The sequence below is a fragment of the Plantibacter flavus genome, from assembly GCF_002024505.1.
Classification (GTDB): domain Bacteria; phylum Actinomycetota; class Actinomycetes; order Actinomycetales; family Microbacteriaceae; genus Plantibacter; species Plantibacter flavus_A.
The window spans coordinates 2,234,536-2,252,129 of record NZ_CP019402.1 but is presented as its reverse complement, the minus strand read 5'-3'; the positions used below and the strand labels follow the sequence as shown (position 1 = coordinate 2,252,129).

Below are 17,594 nucleotides of genomic sequence, written 5' to 3'. Positions count from 1 at the left end.
CGCAGGTGGTTCAGACCAGGCTGCGGTACAGCTCCGCCGTCTGGGTGGCGATGCGCGACCAGCTGAAGTCGGACTCCGCGCGTCGGCGACCAGCGGCCCCGTAGGCCCTCGCCTGGGCGGGATCCTGGACGACCTCGGTGAGGGTGGCGGCGAGGTCGGCGACGAAACGCTCCGGGTCGAGCGGGGTGCCGGTGCCGTCGGACGCCTGCGCGAGGGGGACGATCCTCCCGGTCACACCGTCCTGCACGACCTCAGGGATGCCGCCGGTCCCCGTCCCGACCACGGCGGCACCGCAGGCCATCGCCTCGAGGTTGACGATGCCGAGCGGCTCGTAGATCGACGGGCACACGAAGGTCGTGGCGGCGGTGAGGACGGTGCACAGCTCGTGACGCGGGAGCAGCCGTTCGATCCACACGACCCCGGTGCGCTCGCGCTGCAGCTCCTCGACGAGCCCCTTGACCTCGGTGAGGATCTCGGGGGTGTCGGGAGCGCCGGCGCACAGGATGAGCTGCACGTCGGGCGGCAGCAGGCGGGCCGCGCGGAGCAGGTACGGCAGCCCCTTCTGACGGGTGATCCGACCGACGAAGACGACGGAGGGACGGGACGGGTCGATGCCGAGCGACCGCAGCAGCTCGTCGTCCACGCGTGGCTGCCAGTCGGTCAGGTCGATGCCGTTGTAGATGACCTGCACCTTGGCCGGGTCGAGGCTCGGATACGACCGCAGGATGTCGCGGCGCATGCCGTCGCTGACCGCCACGACGGCCGCGGCGCCTTCGTAGGCGGACTGCTCGATCCAACTGGACACGCGGTACCCGCCGCCGAGCTGCTCGGCCTTCCACGGCCGGAGCGGCTCCAGACTGTGCGCGGTCACGACGTGCGGGATGCCGTGCAGCAGCGACGCGAGGTGACCGGCACCGTTCGCGTACCAGGTGTGCGAGTGCACGAGGTCGGCTCCGGCGACGTCCTGGGCGATCAGGAGGTCCGTCCCGAGTGTCGTGAGGGCGCCGTTCGCCCCCTGGAGCTCGGCCGGGACACCGTAGGCGACGGTGTCGGCCTCGTCGCGTGGAGCGCCGAAGCAGCGCACGGTCACGTCGATGTCGCTACGGAGGGATTTCACCAGCTCCGACACGTGGACGCCTGCGCCGCCGTAGATCTCCGGCGGGTACTCCTTTGTCACAAGATCAACTCGCATGTCTAGACGCTAGTACAGGTCTCGTCCGGCATCTATTGTGAAGCCATGGCCGCCTCAAAGAAGATCTTCGGAATCGTCCTCGCTGGTGGGGAAGGGAAGCGGTTGATGCCGCTGACCGCAGACCGCGCGAAACCGGCCGTACCGTTCGGCGGGCAGTACCGTCTGATCGATTTCGCGCTGTCGAACCTCATCAACTCCGGACTCACCCAGATCGTCGTCCTCACCCAGTACAAGTCCCACAGCCTCGACCGCCACGTCTCGCAGACCTGGCGGTTGTCCGGCCTGCTCGACTCCTATGTCGCGTCCGTGCCGGCGCAGCAGCGTCTCGGGAAGCGCTGGTTCAGCGGATCCGCCGACGCGATCCTGCAGAGCCTCAACCTGATCCGCGACGAGAAGCCCGACATCGTCGTGGTCGTCGGCGCCGACCACGTCTACCGCATGGACTTCGCGCAGATGATCGAGGCGCACATCGCCTCGGGCAAGAAGGCGACGGTCGCCGCGATCCGTCAGCCCATCTCCCTCGCCGACCAGTTCGGCGTCATCGACGTCGACGCGGACGACCCGACGACCATCGCCCGCTTCCTCGAGAAGCCGCTCGACGCGCCGGGCCTGCCCGACTCCCCCGGTGAAGTGCTCGCCTCGATGGGCAACTACGTCTTCGACGCCGACGCCCTCATGCAGGCGGTCATCGACGACGGCGAGGTGACGAGCTCGAACCACGACATGGGTGGCGACATCGTCCCGTACTTCGTCGATCGCGGCGAGGCGGGCGTCTACGACCTCCAGCGGAACGATGTACCCGGATCGACGGATCGCGATCGCTACTACTGGCGCGACGTGGGGACGATCGAGTCGTTCTACGAAGCCCACCAGGACCTCATCTCGACCCTCCCGATCTTCAACCTGTACAACCGGGACTGGCCGATCTTCAGTTCTCAGCTGAACTCGCCGCCGGCGAAGTTCGTGCGGGACGCGAAGGGCAACCTCGGCCAGACCATCGACTCGATCGTCTCCCTCGGTTCGCTGCTGTCCGGTGCCCACATCGAGCGCAGTGTCCTCGGGCCATGGGCGCTCGTGGAATCCGGCGCCCACGTCTCCGACTCGGTCGTGTTCGACAAGGTCCACATCGAACCGGACGCCGTCGTCAAGCGGGCTATCCTGGACAAGGATGTGGTGGTCACCTCCGGCGCGAGCGTCGGTGTCGACCACGACCGTGACCGCGCTCGCGGCTTCACCGTCACCGAATCCGGTCTCACCGTGGTTGGCAAGGGAGTACGCGTCGTTCCATGAGTACCGAGCGTTCGGCAGTGGCGGATCCAGAAGCAGCACTCCCCCCACAGGCCGGACGAGGCGTCCGGTTCCTCGCGGTCCTCGACGCCGACTCGACGCTCATCGAGAACGAGGTGATCGAGCTCCTCGCCGAGGAGGTCGGCAGCCTCCCCGAGGTCGCCGCCATCACCGAGCGTGCCATGCGCGGTGACCTCGACTTCGCCGACAGCCTCCGGGCCCGGGTCGCGACGCTCGCGGGCCTGCCCGTCGACCGGATCCCGGTGATCGCCGAACGGATCCGGACGACGACCGGCCTGGAGACGCTGATCGGCCGGCTGCATGCGCACGGGTCACGGATCGGTGTCGTGTCCGGCGGGTTCCATGAACTGCTCGACCCGCTCGCCGAGGCACTCGGCCTCGACCATGTGCGGGCGAACCGCCTCGAGACGGCCGACGGTCGGTTGACGGGAGGCCTCAGCGGTCCCATCATCGACGCGGCGGCGAAGGCGGCCGCACTGCAGGAGTGGGCCGACGCGGACGGCGTGCCGTTGGCACGGACGATCGCGATCGGCGACGGAGCCAACGACCTCGAGATGATGGCCGTCGCCGGGCTCTCGGTCGCGTTCAACGCGAAGCCGATCGTCCGCCGCCATGCCGACGTCGTCGCCGGGCGGGTCGACCTCGCCGGCGTCCTCCCGCTCCTCGGGCTCTGATCCGCGCGTCGGGGGTCAGCGCCCGAGGTCGGGTTCTGCTCGGTGCGGTGCTGCCCGGGTCAGTGACCCATGCCGAGGCCGCCGTCGACCGGGATCACGGCGCCGGAGATGTACCCCGCGTCGTCACCGGCGATCCACGTGACGACCTTCGCGACCTCGTTCGCACTCGCGAAACGCGCTGCCGGGATGCTCTTCTTGTACTCGGCCTGGGTCTCGGCGGGCAGTTCGGCGGTCATGTCGGTCTCGATGAACCCCGGGGCGATCACGTTCGCCGTGATCCCACGTGCACCGAGCTCGCGGGTGATGGACCGCGCCATGCCGATGAGGCCGCTCTTCGAGGCCGCGTAGTTGACCTGACCGGCCGACCCGTAGAGGCCCACGACGCTGGAGATGAGCACGATGCGTCCGAAGCGTGCCTTGAGCATGCCCTTGGACGCGCGCTTGACGACGCGGAAGGAGCCGCCGAGGTTCGTGTCGACCACCTGGTCGAAGTCGTCCTCGCTCATCCGCATGAGCAGGGTGTCCTTCGTGATGCCCGCATTCGCGACGAGCACCTCGACCGGCCCGAGCTCCGACTCGATCTCGCTGAACGCCGCGTCGACGGAGGCTGCATCGGTGACGTCCGCGCGGACCGTCAACGTGCCCGCTGGGCCCTCGCCGGATCGAGCGGTGACGGCGACGCGGTGACCCTGCGCGACGAACTCCTCGGCGATGGCGAAGCCGATCCCCCGGTTGCCTCCGGTGACGAGTACGGTGCGTGGTGCGGTCATGGTCGATTCCTCTCCTGCGGCGATACCGGCCGACTCGTGCGGCGGCCGTCGGGGCGCACGGCGTTCCGGCCGCGGACCCGTACCAGCATATGGGGGTCCTCCGGTTCTCCCGGTGATTTGGGGGCTTCGCCCACCCGCCGAGCGCGTAGGCTGGTCGTGGCATGAAGCAGCAGAGCATCACCTCCCTCCCACCGGCTCCCGAACAGGAGCGCCGGCAGCGGTTCATCAAGTACTCGATCACCATGGGTGTCCGGTTGCTTTGCCTCGCTGCGCTCCCGTTCGTCCAGGGCGGTTGGATGTTCGCGGTCGCGGCCGGTGCCATCTTCCTGCCGTACGTCGCCGTCATCATCGCGAACGCCGGATCGCTGCCGTCGCAGGGGGCCATCGAGCGCCCCACCGGTGTCGTCGTGTCCCAGCGGCCGATCATCGTCGACGACTCGGTTCCGCCTCGTCCCACCGACCAGGCATGATCGGGTTCGGTGCCGAGCCCGACGGCGTGATCTGCTCCCGGGCCGGCTGCCGCGCGGCGGCGAGCTGTCGGATCGAGTGGCGCAATCCGAAGATCCACGCGGAGGACCGCGTGAAGGTCTGGACCGCCTGCGACGAACACGTCGACTTCCTGGAGGCCTTCCTCGAAGCCCGCTCCTTCCCCCTCGAGCGGCGTCCGTTGACATCGGTGGTCGGCTCATGAGCGCGGGTTGGCGGTTCGCCTTCAGCCGCCGTTGGCTCGGCTACCTCGGCGTCGCGATCGTGTTCGCGATCGTGTGCGTCCTGCTCTCCAACTGGCAGCTCGCTCGGGCGAGCGAGAAGGAGGAGGAGGTCCAGCGCATCGAGACCAACTGGGACGCGACCCCGATCCCGCTCGACGAAGCGCTGCCGTCGCTCGACTCGTTCAGCGTGGCCGACGAATGGCACCCGGTGTCGATGAGTGGCACCTACCTGCCTGACGAGCAGCTGCTGGTGCGGAACCGTCCCAGGAACAACCAGGCCGGCTTCAACGTCCTCACGCCGCTCCGACTCGCCGACGGAGACGTGTTCATCGTCGACCGTGGCTGGGTCGCCGCGAACGATTCACTCGAAGCACCCGAGTCGGTCCCGGCGCCTCCGAGCGGAGAGGTCTCGGTCGTCGTCCGCATCCGACCCGGCGAACCGACGCTCCCGGGCCGCGGGGCCGCCGACGGGCAGGTGGCCACGATCAACCTCCCGCAGATCGCCGAACTCCGCGGCGAGACGCTCTACTCCGGTGCGTACGGCATGCTCCTCTCGGAGAGCCCGGCGCCGGCCGAAGCGGCGCCGCTCGGTCCGATCAAGCCCGAGCCGAACGAGGGGATGCACCTCTCGTACGCGCTGCAATGGGTGGTCTTCGCGCTGATGGGCTTCATCTTCCTCGCCTATGCCATCCGTCAGGAGTACCGCATCCTGAATTCCGACGACCCGAAGGAGCAGCGGCGTGCGGCTGCACGCGCCGAACGGCTCGCCGCGAAGGCACGGTCCGACGCCGACATCGAGGATGAGATCCTCGAAGCGAGTCGCTGACGCGAGTGCGACGAGCCGTCGACGGACGGGGCGTACCCGGCCGGTGATGCTCACGGACCGAGCGCGCTGGCCCGCTGGCGCTAGGCCAGGCTGACGAGGTCCTGGTAGTCCTTGTTCCAGTGGTCCTCGACGCCGTCGGGCAGGATGAGCACCCGCTCGGGGTTGAGCGCCTCGACGGCGCCCTCATCGTGACTCACGAGCACGACGGCACCCTCGTAGTGGGCGAGCGCGTCGAGGATCTCCAGACGGCTGGCCGGGTCGAGGTTGTTGGTCGGTTCGTCCAGGAGGAGCATGTTCGCGCCCGAGACGACGATCATCGCGAGAGCGAGTCTCGTCTTCTCGCCGCCGGACAGCACGCCCGCGAGCTTGTTGGAGTCGTCGCCGGTGAACAGGAACGAGCCGAGGACCTTGCGCGCTTCCATCTCGGTGATGTTCGGCGACGAGGAGACCATGTTCTCGAGCACGCTGCGCTTCACGTCGATCGTCTCGTGCTCCTGCGCGTAGTAGCCGATCCGCAGGCCGTGCCCGGGCTCGAGCTGCCCGGTGTCGGGCTGGTCCACTCCGGCGAGGATCCGCAGCAGGGTCGTCTTGCCCGCACCGTTGAATCCGAGGATGACGACCTTCGAGCCACGGTCGATCGCGAGGTCGACGGCCGTGAAGATCTCGAGCGAGCCGTAGCTCTTCGACAGGTTGCTCGCCATGAGCGGCGTCCGGCCACAGGGCGCCGGGGTCGGGAACCGCAGCTTGGCCACGCGGTCTTGCGCGCGGACCTCCTCGAGCCCGGAGAGCATCCGTTCAGCGCGAGCCACCATCTGGTGGGCCGCAGCAGCCTTGCTGGCCTTCGCACCGAACTTGGCCGCCTGGAGCTGGAGCGCGGTCGCCTTCTTCTCGACGTTGGTGCGCTCCTTCTTCCGGCGCTCCTCGTCGGCCTCGCGCTGACGCTGGTAGTTCTTCCAGTTCATGTTGTAGATGTCGATGACGGTGCGGTTCGCATCGAGGTAGAAGACCCGGTTGACGGTCTCGCCGACGAGCTCGATGTCGTGCGAGATCACGATGAACCCGCCCTTGTACTGCTTGAGGAACTCACGCAGCCAGACGACGGAGTCGGCGTCGAGGTGGTTGGTCGGCTCGTCGAGGATGAGCGTCTCGGCGTCGGAGAAGAGGATGCGCGCGAGTTCGATGCGGCGGCGCTGTCCGCCCGACAGCGTCTTCAGCTGCTGATCGAGGATGCGATCGGGCAGGTTCAGGTTCGACGCGATCGAGGCCGCCTCGGCCTCTGCGGCGTACCCGCCGAGCGCGTTGAACCGGTCGGTGAGGTTGCCGTACTTCTTCATGGCGGCTTCCGCCACCTTCGGGTCGTCGCTCGCCATGGCCATGCTCGACTCGTGCATGCCGAGAGCGAGCTGGCCGAGACCACGCGCATCGAGGATGCGGGTGCGGGCGAGGTCCTCCGGGTTGCCGGAGCGTGGGTCCTGCGGCAGGTACCCGATCTCGCCACCGCGATCGATCTTGCCGTTCGTCGGGAGGGTCTCCCCCGCCAGCGTCTTGGTCAGGGTCGTCTTCCCGGCACCGTTACGGCCGACGAGGCCGATCTTGTCGCCGGCGGACACGCGGAAGTTCACGTGCTCCATGAGCACGCGTGCCCCCACGCGGATCTCGAGGTCGTGCACACTCAGCACAGGCATAGTCCATTTCTTCGGGTGCGTTTCGACAACGCGGAGGGTGGGGGTCAGCCTCCCAGTATAAATCGTGAATCCGATGCTCAGCACCGCGGCCGTTCCGGCAGGGTCCCGGCGCGGCCGGACGTCCGTCAACGCAGGGTGGAGATCCGTCCGACCGCCTCGGTGAGGAGCTCGGGCGAGCAGGCCAGGTTGAGCCGTGCGTGGCCGACGCCTCCGGGCCCGAACGGGGCTCCCTCCTGCAGGGCCACGCGCGCCTCGCGCAGGATGCGCCGCGCCGGGGGCTCCGTCCAACCGAGCCCGGTGCAGTCCAGCCAGGCGAGGTACCCGGCGGCAGGCGGTCGGTAGCCGACCTCGGGCAGCTCGGCACCCAGCAGCTCACCGAGCAGCCGCCGGTTGCCGTCGATCAACGAGAGGAGCCCGTCCAACCAGGGCTCTCCCGACTCGAAGGCGGCGACCGAAGCCAGCACTCCGAACTGGCCCGTCCGCCAGAACACCTCGACCGGCATCCCCGCGACCACGCTCCGCGGTCCGGGTGCGGCGGTGACCATCACCGCGCACTTCAGGCCGGCGAGGTTCCAGGCCTTGCTCGCCGACAGGACGGCGTACCCGTGTTCGGCGGCCTCGTCGGACACGCTGAGGTAGGGGACGAACCGCTCGCCCGGTTGGGTGAGCGGAGCGTGGATCTCATCACTCACGACCGTGACCCCGTAGCGCGCTGCCAGTGCTGCGACCGAGCGGAGTTCGTCGACCGTGTGCGGCCGACCGATCGGGTTGTGCGGGTTGCAGAGGAGGAAGGCCTTCGCTCCGTCGCGGAACGCGGCTTCGACACCGTCCAGGTCGAGCCGCCAGTCTCCGGCGGGATCGTCGGCGCGGCTGGACCCGAGCAAGGGGACGTCCACCACGACTCCCCCGGCCTCGGTGACGAGGTCGAAGAACGGCGGGTAGACCGGCGAGGTGATCACCACGCCCTCGCCGGGTGAGATGACGCGACGCAGGATCTCGACGATGCCCATGCTGACGTCGGCGGTGGTGAACACGGAGCCGGGATCCACATCCCAACCCCAGCGTCGCGCTGCGAAGTCGGCGAACGTCTGTGGGAGCCGTGTGCGGCTCGCGACGTACCCGGCGTCGCCGCGGTCGATGGCCGCGTGTAGGACCTCGCGGACCACGGGTGACAGCGGGACGTCCATCTCGGCCACGAACATGGGCAGGACGTCGTCGGGGTACTCGGACCACTTCTCGCTCGTCCGGCTGCGCAGGACGTCGAGGGGGTCGGCGGACACGATCTCGGTCATGCGTCGACCCTATCCGGGATCAGCCGGGTGACGCCGCCGGGAACAGGACGACGGACGGCTGCATTGCAGCCGTCCGTCGTCGTGGAGGATCGATCAGATCGAGAAGCCGAGGGCACGCATCATGTCGCGCCCGTCGTCCGTGATGCGCTCCGGGCCCCACGGCGGCATCCACACCCAGTTGATGCGGAAGGCGTCGACGATGCCGTCGAGCGCTTGACCCGTCTGCTCCTCGAGGACGTCCGTGAGCGGACATCCGGCGGAGGTCAGGGTCATGTGGATGATGAGCGCGTCGTTCTCGTCATCCCAACCCAGGTCGTAGATGAGACCGAGGTCGACCACGTTCACCCCGAGCTCGGGGTCCATGACGTCCTTGAGCGCCTCTTCGACCTCGTCGAATCGTTGCGGACTGAGCGTTGTTACCATGTCGTTATCTTAGACCGCTGGCGCGGCTTCAGGCACCTTCCGGGGCGACGACGGCGTCCACGAGGAAACGGTCGTAGCCTTCGTTCTCGAGGCGGTCGGCGAGCTCGGGACCGCCCTGCTCAGCGATCTTGCCGGCGACGAAGACGTGCACGAAGTCCGGCTTGATGTAGCGGAGGATGCGCGTGTAGTGCGTGATGAGCAGGACACCGAGGCCCGTGTTCTCCTTGGCGCGGTTGACGCCCTCGGACACGATCTTGAGGGCGTCGACGTCGAGGCCGGAGTCGGTCTCGTCGAGGACTGCGAACTGCGGCTTCAGCAGCTCGAGCTGGAGGATCTCGTGACGCTTCTTCTCGCCACCGGAGAAGCCCTCGTTGACGTTGCGTTCCGCGAAGGCAGGCTCCATGCGCAGGTTCTTCATCGACTCGCGGACGTCCTTGATCCAGCCGCGGATCGCGGGCGCCTCGCCGTCGACGGCGGTCTTCGCCGTGCGGAGGAAGTTCGTGACCGTGACTCCGGGGATCTCGACGGGGTACTGCATCGCGAGGAAGAGTCCGGCACGGGCGCGCTCGTCGACGCTCATCGCGAGGACGTCCTCGCCGTCCAGCGTGATGGATCCGCTGTCGACGGTGTACTTCGGGTGGCCGGCGATCGTGTACGCGAGCGTGGACTTGCCCGAACCGTTCGGACCCATGATCGCGTGCGTCTCGCCCTTCCGGATGGTGAGGTCGACGCCACGCAGGATCGGCTTGGTGCCCTGCTCGGTTTCGACGCTGACGTGCAGGTCGCGGATTTCGAGGACTGACATGGTGCTAGATCTCTTTCGTTGCGGTCGGGTCGATGTAGATGTCGCCGTCGATGAGCTCGACGGTGTAGACGGGGACCGGCTCGTAGGCCGGAAGGGTGAGCGGCTTGCCCGTCGTGAGCGAGAACTGTGAGCCGTGTGCCCAGCATTCGAGATTGCCGTCCTCGACGAAGCCTTCGGACAGCGAGATGTCGCCGTGGGTGCAGACGTCGCCGATCGCGAACAGTTCGTCCGACGCGTCGCGCACGAGGGCGATCGGCACGCCGTCCACCACGACCCGCTTGGCCTGGTTGACGGCGAGCTCGTCGAACGAGCACACCTTCGTCGCCATCAGTGCTGCGCTCCGCCGGTGCCCTGTCCGTCGGCGCCGAGCAGTTCGGCCTCGATGGCCGCCGAGAGGCGCTCCTGCAGCTCGGTGTCACCGATCTGCTGGATGATCTCCACGAGGAAGCCGCGGACGACGAGTCGTCGTGCCTCGTCCTCAGGGATGCCTCGAGCCTGCAGGTAGAAGAGCTGCTCGTCGTCGAAGCGTCCGGTCGCGCTCGCGTGACCGGCACCGGCGATGTCGCCGGTCTCGATCTCGAGGTTCGGCACGGAGTCGGCACGGGTGCCGTCGGAGAGGACCAGGTTGCGGTTCTGCTCGTAGCTGTCGGTGCCGACGGCACGGTTGCTGATGAGGACGTCGCCGATCCACACGGACCGCGCACCCTCGCCCTGCAGTGCGCCCTTGTAGGTCACGCGCCCGCGGGTGTTCGGTGCGTCGTGGTGCATGTAGACCTGCTGCTCGAGGTGCTGACCCGCGTCGGAGAAGTACACGCCGAGCGAGTCGAGGTCCGAGCCCTGACCGGCGAGGTGCAGGGTCGGGTTCACCCGGACGACCTTGCCGCCGAGCGACACCACGACGTGCTTGAGGTGGGCGTCGCGACCGATGGACGCGAAGTGGCTGGCGAGGTGCACGGCGTCGTCGTCCCACCACTGCACGGTCACGACGGTCACGTCGGCCTGCTCGCCGACGACGATCTCGACGTTCTCGGTGAGGCGGGCGGCGCCCGCGTTCTCGATGATGACGAGGCCGCGGCTGAACGGCGCGGCGGTGATGACGGTGTGCGCAGCGCGGGCGCCGTCGCCGAGTCCGCTCCGCTCGAGGCGCAGGGTCTTGGACTCCTCACCCGTGACCGAGATCGCCAGTGCCTGGTCGAAGCTCGACCAGGCGTTCGCGGAGGCGCGCTCCTCCGGCACGCCGGCGGAGCCGACGCGCGCGTCGTCGCGACTGATCCACTCGACGCTGAATCCGTCGACGTCGTCGTGCGTGATCGGGGTGGGCGAGCCGTCGAGCTCCCCCGCGGTGAGGTCGGTGAACTGCGCGACCGGGCTGAGCTTCCAGACCGCCTCGCGTCCCGTCACCGCTGAGAAGTCGGCGACATCATAGGAGCTGAAGCGCTCCGAACGGGTCTGCACCGGGATGACGCGTCCTGCGCCGTCGCTGTGTGCCGTGATGCCGTGCTGTCCTTCGGTCTGAGTCGGTGCTGCAGTCGTCATTAACCGACGGATCCTTCCATGCCCATCTCGATGAGCTTGTTGAGTTCGAGTGCGTACTCCATGGGCAGTTCGCGGGCGATCGGCTCGATGAAGCCGCGGACGATCATCGCCATGGCCTCGTCCTCCGGCATGCCGCGGCTCATGAGGTAGAAGAGCTGCTCCTCGCTGACCTTGGACACCGTCGCCTCGTGTCCGAGCTGGACGTCGTCCACGCGGATGTCGATCGCCGGGTACGTGTCGCTCCGGGAGATGGTGTCGACCAGGAGCGCGTCGCAGCGCACGGTGTTGGCCGAGTGATGGGCGTTGGCGTCCACCCGGACCTCGCCGCGGTATCCCGCGCGTCCGCCGCCTCGGGCGATCGACTTGGAGACGATTGACGACTGCGTGTACGGAGCCATGTGGATCATCTTCGCGCCGGCGTCCTGGTGCTGGCCGGGACCGGCGAAGGCGACGGACAGGGTCTCGCCCTTGGCGTGCTCGCCCATGAGGTAGATGGACGGGTACTTCATCGTGACCTTGGATCCGATGTTGCCGTCGATCCACTCCATGGTCGCTCCTTCAGCGGCCGTGGCGCGCTTCGTGACCAGGTTGTAGACGTTGTTCGACCAGTTCTGGATCGTCGTGTAGCGGACGCGGGCGTTCTTCTTGACGATGATCTCGACGACCGCGGAGTGCAGCGAGTCCGACTTGTAGATCGGCGCGGTGCAGCCCTCGATGTAGTGCACGTAGCTGCCCTCGTCGGCGATGATCAGCGTGCGCTCGAACTGACCCATGTTCTCGGTGTTGATCCGGAAGTAGGCCTGCAGCGGGATCTCGACGTGCACGCCGGGCGGCACGTAGACGAAGGAGCCACCCGACCATACGGCGGTGTTCAGCGCGGCGAACTTGTTGTCGCCGGACGGGATGACCGTGCCGAAGTACTCCTCGAAGAACTCGGGGTGCTCGCGCAACGCGGTGTCGGTGTCCATGAAGATGACACCCTGCGCCTCGAGCTCCTCGTTGATCTGGTGGTAGACCACCTCGGACTCGTACTGCGCGGCGACGCCGGAGACGAGGCGCTGGCGCTCCGCCTCGGGGATGCCGAGCTTCTCGTAGGTGTTCTTGATGTCGTCCGGCAGGTCCTCCCAGGTCTGAGCCTGCTTCTCGGTGGACCGGACGAAGTACTTGATGTTCTCGAAGTCGATCTCGGAGAGGTCGGCGCCCCACGTCGGCATGGGCTTGCGTTCGAACAGCTGCAGGGCCTTGAGGCGGCGCTGCAGCATCCACTCCGGTTCGCTCTTCAGCGCGGAGATGTCGGCCACGACCTCGGTGGAGATGCCGCGGCGCGCTGAAGCGCCGGCGACGTCGCCGTCGTGCCATCCGAACTCGTATTGGCCGAGTCCGGCGAGCTCCGGGCGATCGATCAGGATGTCTGACATGTGTCCCTCTTTCCTCCCTGGAGACAACCACCGGCTGGAGGTCGTCATTCCCTCCCATGGCACGCGCCTGATCGGAGCGGATTGGGGAGGGGATGTGCGGGCGGCTTCTTCGCGAACCTACAATGTTCATGAACCATGGCGCTTCTCGCGCGCACCGTGAACCTCATAATCCTACAGCTTCCTGTGGGTTGTGGGTGAGGACGGTGGATACCGCAGCCGTGGCCACCGCGAACCGAAGGATCGACCCGTGTCACACCACTCCAAGACCGCCGGTCGACCGACGCCGGCACCGTCCCTTCCCGACCGGGTGCGTGCCACCCGGTTCTGGCAGTGGTTGCCGACGACGATCGACAAGCGCGTGCGTGTCGTCGCCTGGCTCTCCTTCGCCTTCCAGCTCGTCCTCATCGGGACCGGGGGCGCCGTCCGCCTGACGGCCTCCGGGCTCGGATGCCCGACGTGGCCGCGCTGCACGGACGACTCCTTCGTCAACACACCGGAGATGGGCATCCACGGGTTCATCGAGTTCGGCAACCGCCTCCTCACCTTCGTCCTCGCGGCCATCGTGATCGCCGCGTTCCTCGCGGTGATCCGTATGCGTCGGCAGCGCCCCGACCTCTTCCGGCTGACCCTGCTCCAGGGACTGTCGATCCCCGCGCAGGCGGTCCTCGGCGGCATCACGGTCCTCACCGGGCTGAACCCGTACGTGGTCGGGCTGCACTTCGTCATCTCCATCGTCCTGGTCGCCCTCGCGACGATGCTCGTCCATCGGGTCTACCGCGGTCCCCGTGGCGCGGTGAAGGTCATGCCCGGCTGGTACCTCGGCGTCGTCCACCTGACGAGCCTCTTCGTCGCCGTCACCGTCGTGTTCGGCATCCTGACGACGGGCTCGGGCCCGCACGCCGGCGACAACTCGAAGGAGGTGCCGGCGCCGCGCAACGGGTTCGACCCCGAGTTCCTCCAGCACCTCCACAGCTGGCCCGCCTACGCGACGCTCGCCGGCACCATCGTGCTGCTCGTCGGCGTGATCGCGCTCGGCGCCCGCCGCGGGTCGCGCGGGGTGCGCACCGCGGTCTCGACCCTGCTGGCGGTCGAAGTGGTGCAGATCATCGTGGGGCTCACCCAGGCCCGCCTCGGACTCCCCGAGGTGCTCGTGGGGCTGCACATGGTGCTCGCCGGGTTGCTCGTCGCCGCGATGACCTGGGTCGTGCTGCAGCAGCGGATCCCGGTCCGGACCACGTCACGCGTCGAGGAGTCGGCATCCCTCAGCGTCTCCCGCTGATGGCTCAGACGCTCTCCCGCTGAGGGCTCCGCGCGCCTGCTGATGACTCAGAGCATCCCGACCGCGGTCACCCGGACGACCGCGGTCCCGGTCTCGTCGGAGGCGTCGAGGTCGATGACGGCGCTGATCCCCCAGTCGTGGTCGCCGGCCGGATCGGCGAACACCTGACGCACCCGCCAGACACCGCCCGTGTCGCCCACGGGGCGCTCGTCCTCGTCGTCGACGACCAGCAGCGCCGGGCTCCGTGCTGCAGCACCGGTCGGGAGTTCACCGTGCTCCTCGAAGTACGGATCCATGGCGTCGGCCCAGGCGTCGGCGTCGAATCCGGCCGACGCGTCGAGCTCGCCGAGCGCGTCGTAGTGCTCCAGCGACGCGAGCTGGACCCGGCGGAAGAGTTCGTTCCGGACGAGGACGGTGAACGCCCGGCGGTTGGCGAGGACGCTCCGTGGCGTGGGCGGGAGTGACCGACTCGCCTCCGCATGGCGTTCGGGGTCCGGGTGGGACAGTTCCTCCCACTCGTCGAGCAGACTCGAGTCGACCTGTCGGACGAGTTCGCCGAGCCACTCGATGAGGTCCTGGAGCTCCTCGTCCTTGAACTCGTCCGGCACGCTCTGTCGGATCGCCCGGAAGGCGTCGGAGAGGTACCGCAGAACGAGTCCCTCGGACCTCGAGAGACTGTAGAACGAGACGAACTCGCTGAAGTTCAGTGCACGCTCGATGAAGTCGCGCACGACCGCCTTCGGGCGGAGCTCGAGGTCGAGTGCCCACGGCTGCGCGGCGGTGTAGCTCGTGAACGCCGCCTCGAGGAGTTCGGCCAGCGGTCTCGGATGGGTGACCGCCTCGAGGAGCTCCATGCGCTGGTCGTACTCGATCCCCTCGGCCTTCATCGCCTGCACCGCCTCGCCTCTGGCGAGGTGCTGCTGGGCCATGACGATCTGGCGCGGATCGTCGAGCGTCGATTCGACCACCGAGATGACGTCGAGGGCGAAGCCGGGCTCCGCGGGGTCCAACAGCTCGAACGCGGCGAGGGCGAACGGTGACAGCGGAGCGTTGAGCGCGAAGTTCGGCTGCAGTTCGACCGTGAGACCGATGACGACCTCACCCGTCTCGGGGTCGATCGTCTGGGTGATCACCCCTGCCGTGCGGAGGGTGCGGTAGATCTCGAGCGCCCGCCTGGCCAGGGCGAAGCGTCTCGCCCGAGGCTCGTGGTTGTCGAAGACGAGGGAGCGGATGGTGCCGAAGCTGTCGCCGCCGCGTGCGATGACGCTGAGCATCATCGCGTGGGTGAGCTGCATGTGGCTGGTCAGCGTTTCAGGCTCGGCCGCGACGAGGCGCTGGAAGCTCGGCTCCCCCCAGGACACGAACCCCTCCGGCGCCTTCTTCCGGATGATCTTGCGGCGCTTCTTCGGGTCGTCGCCGGCCTTCTCGATGAGCTTGAGGTTCTCGGTCTCGTGCTCGGGAGCCTGGACGACGACGGTGCCCGCGGTGTCGTAGCCGGCCCGACCCGCACGACCGGCGATCTGGTGGAACTCCCGGGCGTTCACCTGGCGCATCTTCGTGCCGTCGTACTTCGTGAGCGCCGTGAACAGGACCGTGCGGATCGGGACGTTGATCCCGACGCCGAGGGTGTCCGTCCCGCAGATGACGCGGAGGAGACCACGTTGGGCCAGCTGCTCCACGAGGCGTCGGTACTTCGGCAGCATGCCGGCGTGGTGCACGCCGATCCCGCTGCGGACGAGCCGGGACAGCGTCGTGCCGAACGCGGTGCTGAACCGGAAGTCGCCGATGGCGTCGGCGATCTCGTCGCGTTGCTCGCGGGTGACGACCTTGAGGCTGGTCAAGGCCTGTGCCCGCTCGAGCGCCGCCGCCTGCGCGAAGTGGACGATGTAGATCGGAGCCTGTCCCGTGTGGAGGAGGTCCTCCACGGTCTCGTGGATCGGCGTGGTCGCGTAGGAGAAATGGAGCGGCACAGGTCGTTCGACGCCGGTCACGATGGCGGTCTCACGGCCGGTCCGGCGCTCGAGGTCGCGCGCGAGGTCGCCGACGTCGCCGAGGGTCGCGGACATGAGGACGAACTGCGTGTCCGGGAGGGTGAGGAGGGGCACCTGCCACGCCCACCCGCGGTCGGGGTCGGCGTAGAAGTGGAACTCGTCCATCACGACCTGGTCGATGCCGGCGTCCTCGCCGTGCCGGAGCGCCAGGTTGGCGACGATCTCCGCGGTGCAGCAGACGATCGGCGCGTCGGCGTTCACCGAGGAGTCCCCGGTGACCATCCCGACGTTCTCAGCGCCGAACATCTCGACGAGTGCGAAGAACTTCTCGCTGACGAGCGCCTTGATCGGGGCCGTGTAGTAGCTGCGGCGACCGGAGCTCAGCGCCGCGAAGTGTGCGCCGGCGGCGACGAGGCTCTTGCCGGTGCCCGTCGGGGTGGAGAGGATGACGTTGGCGCCGTCGACGATGCCGATGAGCGCCTCCTCCTGTGCCGGGTACAGGCTGAGTCCGCCGGCCTCGGCCCAGGAGACGAACCGGTCGAAGACGATGTCGGGGCTCTCCCCCGTCGCAGCGATCAGCCGGCCGCGTTCCGCTGCGTCAGCCACCGGGTCAGAACGGGAGCAGCGGGTCGATGCCGACGGCGAGGAACAGGAGGGTCAGGTAGGTGATCGACCCGTGGAAGACGCGCATCGGCGAGACGTGCTCGTGACGGATCGCGAGGTTGTAGAGACGGTGGGTCTCGTAGACGAACCAGCCGCCGGACAGGAGGGCGACGGTGCTGTACAGCAGCCCCATGTCGGCCACCGGGATGAGCAGGAGCGAGCAGACGACCGTCGCCCACGCGTACAGGATGACCTGGAGGCCGACCTGCGCGCGACCGCGGACGACGGCGAGCATCGGCACGCCGACGGCCTGGTAGTCGCTGCGGTACTTCATGGACAGCGGCCAGTAGTGCGGCGGCGTCCAGAGGAACACGACCGCGAAGAGGATGATCGGAGCCCACGAGAGCGAACCGGTGACGGCGGCCCAGCCGATGACGACGGGGAAGCAGCCCGCGATCCCACCCCAGATGATGTTCTGCTGGGTGCGTCGCTTCAGCCACAGCGTGTACACGAAGACGTAGAAGAGGATCGCGCCGACGGACAGTGCGGCCGCGAGCCAGTTGGTGGTGGCGAGGAGCCAGACCGTCGAGACGACGCCGAGCGTCCACGCGAACACGAGCGCCTCGCGCGGCGTGAGCTCGCCGGTCACCAGGGGGCGCTTCTTCGTGCGGTCCATGACCGCGTCGATGTCGCGGTCGATGTAGCAGTTGAACGCCGCTGCGGAGCCGGCGCTCAAGGACCCACCGATGACGGTCGCGATGACGAGCCACCAGTCGGGCAGACCGCCCTTCGCGAGGATCATGACGGGGATCGTCGTCACGAGGAGCAGCTCCATGACCCGCGGCTTGGTCAGGGCGATGTACGCCTTCGCCTTGCGTCGGAAACCGAGCTTGGGGCTCGACACACGTTCTGCTACAGCGACGTCCATTGCTCCTCTAACGTTCGGTTCACCACGCACTGCTCGCCCGGTGCGCGGTCCGCAGACGATTCTACGACACGCGCAGGCGGCTCCCTACTCACGGTGCGCAGGCGCACGGTCCCTCACCAGGTGACGCCCGACGTGCAAGCGCTGCAACGATCCG

General features: G+C 68.1%; 17 protein-coding genes. 6 read left to right on the top strand and 11 right to left on the bottom strand.

Annotation, left to right across the window (positions count from 1 at the left end; translation table 11 throughout):
• Positions 1-10 precede the first annotated feature (10 nt).
• On the bottom strand, positions 11-1,192 hold the full coding sequence (glgA, locus tag BWO91_RS10535; protein WP_071260213.1) for a glycogen synthase: 1,182 nt from the start codon (positions 1,190-1,192) through the stop codon (positions 11-13).
• Positions 1,193-1,237: 45 nt separating this feature from the next.
• On the opposite strand from glgA, the gene BWO91_RS10530 reads away from it, so the two are divergent.
• Together BWO91_RS10530 and serB are read left to right on the top strand one after the other, a co-directional pair.
• Positions 1,238-2,482 (top strand): glucose-1-phosphate adenylyltransferase, encoded by a 1,245-nt coding sequence (locus BWO91_RS10530; protein WP_064296946.1) that lies wholly within the window; start codon positions 1,238-1,240, stop codon positions 2,480-2,482.
• A gap of 17 nt (positions 2,483-2,499) precedes the next feature.
• Positions 2,500-3,174, top strand: a complete 675-nt coding sequence (serB, locus tag BWO91_RS10525; protein WP_071260211.1) for a phosphoserine phosphatase SerB — start codon at positions 2,500-2,502, stop codon at positions 3,172-3,174.
• A 59-nt stretch (positions 3,175-3,233) separates the two neighbouring features.
• Here serB and fabG read toward each other — a convergent pair whose 3' ends face one another.
• Positions 3,234-3,944 carry a 3-oxoacyl-ACP reductase FabG gene (gene fabG / locus BWO91_RS10520; RefSeq protein ID WP_064296944.1) on the bottom strand — a complete coding sequence of 237 codons (711 nt, stop codon included), beginning with the start codon at positions 3,942-3,944 and terminating at the stop codon, positions 3,234-3,236.
• Positions 3,945-4,105: 161 nt separating this feature from the next.
• On the opposite strand from fabG, the gene BWO91_RS10515 reads away from it, so the two are divergent.
• Genes BWO91_RS10515 through BWO91_RS10505 form a run of 3 tightly spaced genes read left to right on the top strand, consistent with a single transcriptional unit; the run spans position 4,106 to position 5,480 of the window.
• Positions 4,106-4,414 carry a DUF3099 domain-containing protein gene (locus BWO91_RS10515; RefSeq protein ID WP_064296943.1) on the top strand — a complete coding sequence of 103 codons (309 nt, stop codon included), beginning with the start codon at positions 4,106-4,108 and terminating at the stop codon, positions 4,412-4,414.
• Positions 4,411-4,635, top strand: a complete 225-nt coding sequence (locus BWO91_RS10510; protein ID WP_079002533.1) for a hypothetical protein — start codon at positions 4,411-4,413, stop codon at positions 4,633-4,635. Before BWO91_RS10515 ends, BWO91_RS10510 begins: the two co-directional genes overlap by 4 nt.
• Positions 4,632-5,480: an SURF1 family cytochrome oxidase biogenesis protein gene (locus tag BWO91_RS10505; RefSeq protein ID WP_071260209.1), complete on the top strand. Its 849-nt coding sequence runs from the start codon at positions 4,632-4,634 to the stop codon at positions 5,478-5,480. The genes BWO91_RS10510 and BWO91_RS10505 overlap by 4 nt, the downstream gene beginning before the upstream one ends.
• An 80-nt stretch (positions 5,481-5,560) precedes the next feature.
• Here the strand turns inward: BWO91_RS10505 and abc-f are convergent, their stop codons facing one another.
• From abc-f to sufB, 7 genes are all read right to left on the bottom strand, one after another.
• Complete coding sequence (abc-f, locus tag BWO91_RS10500) at positions 5,561-7,159, bottom strand: ribosomal protection-like ABC-F family protein (protein ID WP_056005615.1); 1,599 nt, start codon at positions 7,157-7,159, stop codon at positions 5,561-5,563.
• Positions 7,160-7,290: 131 nt separating this feature from the next.
• A complete protein-coding gene (locus tag BWO91_RS10495) occupies positions 7,291-8,457 on the bottom strand; it encodes a MalY/PatB family protein (RefSeq protein WP_079002532.1) in 1,167 nt (388 codons plus the stop codon).
• A gap of 93 nt (positions 8,458-8,550) precedes the next feature.
• Entirely contained in the window at positions 8,551-8,880 is a 330-nt protein-coding gene (locus BWO91_RS10490) for a metal-sulfur cluster assembly factor (protein WP_056005622.1), read from the bottom strand.
• 28 nt (positions 8,881-8,908) lie between these two features.
• A complete protein-coding gene (gene sufC, locus BWO91_RS10485; protein ID WP_079002531.1) occupies positions 8,909-9,685 on the bottom strand; it encodes a Fe-S cluster assembly ATPase SufC in 777 nt (258 codons plus the stop codon).
• Between the two features lie 4 nt (positions 9,686-9,689).
• Positions 9,690-10,013, bottom strand: a complete 324-nt coding sequence (locus BWO91_RS10480) for a non-heme iron oxygenase ferredoxin subunit (protein ID WP_064296937.1) — start codon at positions 10,011-10,013, stop codon at positions 9,690-9,692.
• Positions 10,013-11,221, bottom strand: coding sequence for a Fe-S cluster assembly protein SufD (gene sufD / locus BWO91_RS10475; RefSeq protein ID WP_079002530.1), 1,209 nt, complete (start codon positions 11,219-11,221; stop codon positions 10,013-10,015). The genes BWO91_RS10480 and sufD overlap by 1 nt, the downstream gene beginning before the upstream one ends.
• A complete protein-coding gene (gene sufB, locus BWO91_RS10470) occupies positions 11,221-12,639 on the bottom strand; it encodes a Fe-S cluster assembly protein SufB (RefSeq protein WP_064296935.1) in 1,419 nt (472 codons plus the stop codon). The genes sufD and sufB overlap by 1 nt, the downstream gene beginning before the upstream one ends.
• 307 nt (positions 12,640-12,946) lie before the next feature.
• Here sufB and BWO91_RS10465 point away from each other — a divergent pair, with 307 nt between their 5' ends.
• On the top strand, positions 12,947-13,918 hold the full coding sequence (locus BWO91_RS10465; protein WP_079003931.1) for a COX15/CtaA family protein: 972 nt from the start codon (positions 12,947-12,949) through the stop codon (positions 13,916-13,918).
• 47 nt (positions 13,919-13,965) lie between these two features.
• On the opposite strand, the gene BWO91_RS10460 is transcribed toward BWO91_RS10465, so the two are convergent.
• Both BWO91_RS10460 and BWO91_RS10455 read right to left on the bottom strand, forming a co-directional pair.
• The gene (locus BWO91_RS10460; protein ID WP_079002529.1) at positions 13,966-16,515 is read right to left on the bottom strand and encodes a DEAD/DEAH box helicase; all 2,550 of its coding nucleotides are present in this window, start codon (positions 16,513-16,515) and stop codon (positions 13,966-13,968) included.
• A gap of 4 nt (positions 16,516-16,519) precedes the next feature.
• Positions 16,520-17,440: a heme o synthase gene (locus tag BWO91_RS10455; RefSeq protein WP_079002528.1), complete on the bottom strand. Its 921-nt coding sequence runs from the start codon at positions 17,438-17,440 to the stop codon at positions 16,520-16,522.
• Between the last annotated feature and the right edge of the window lie 154 nt (positions 17,441-17,594).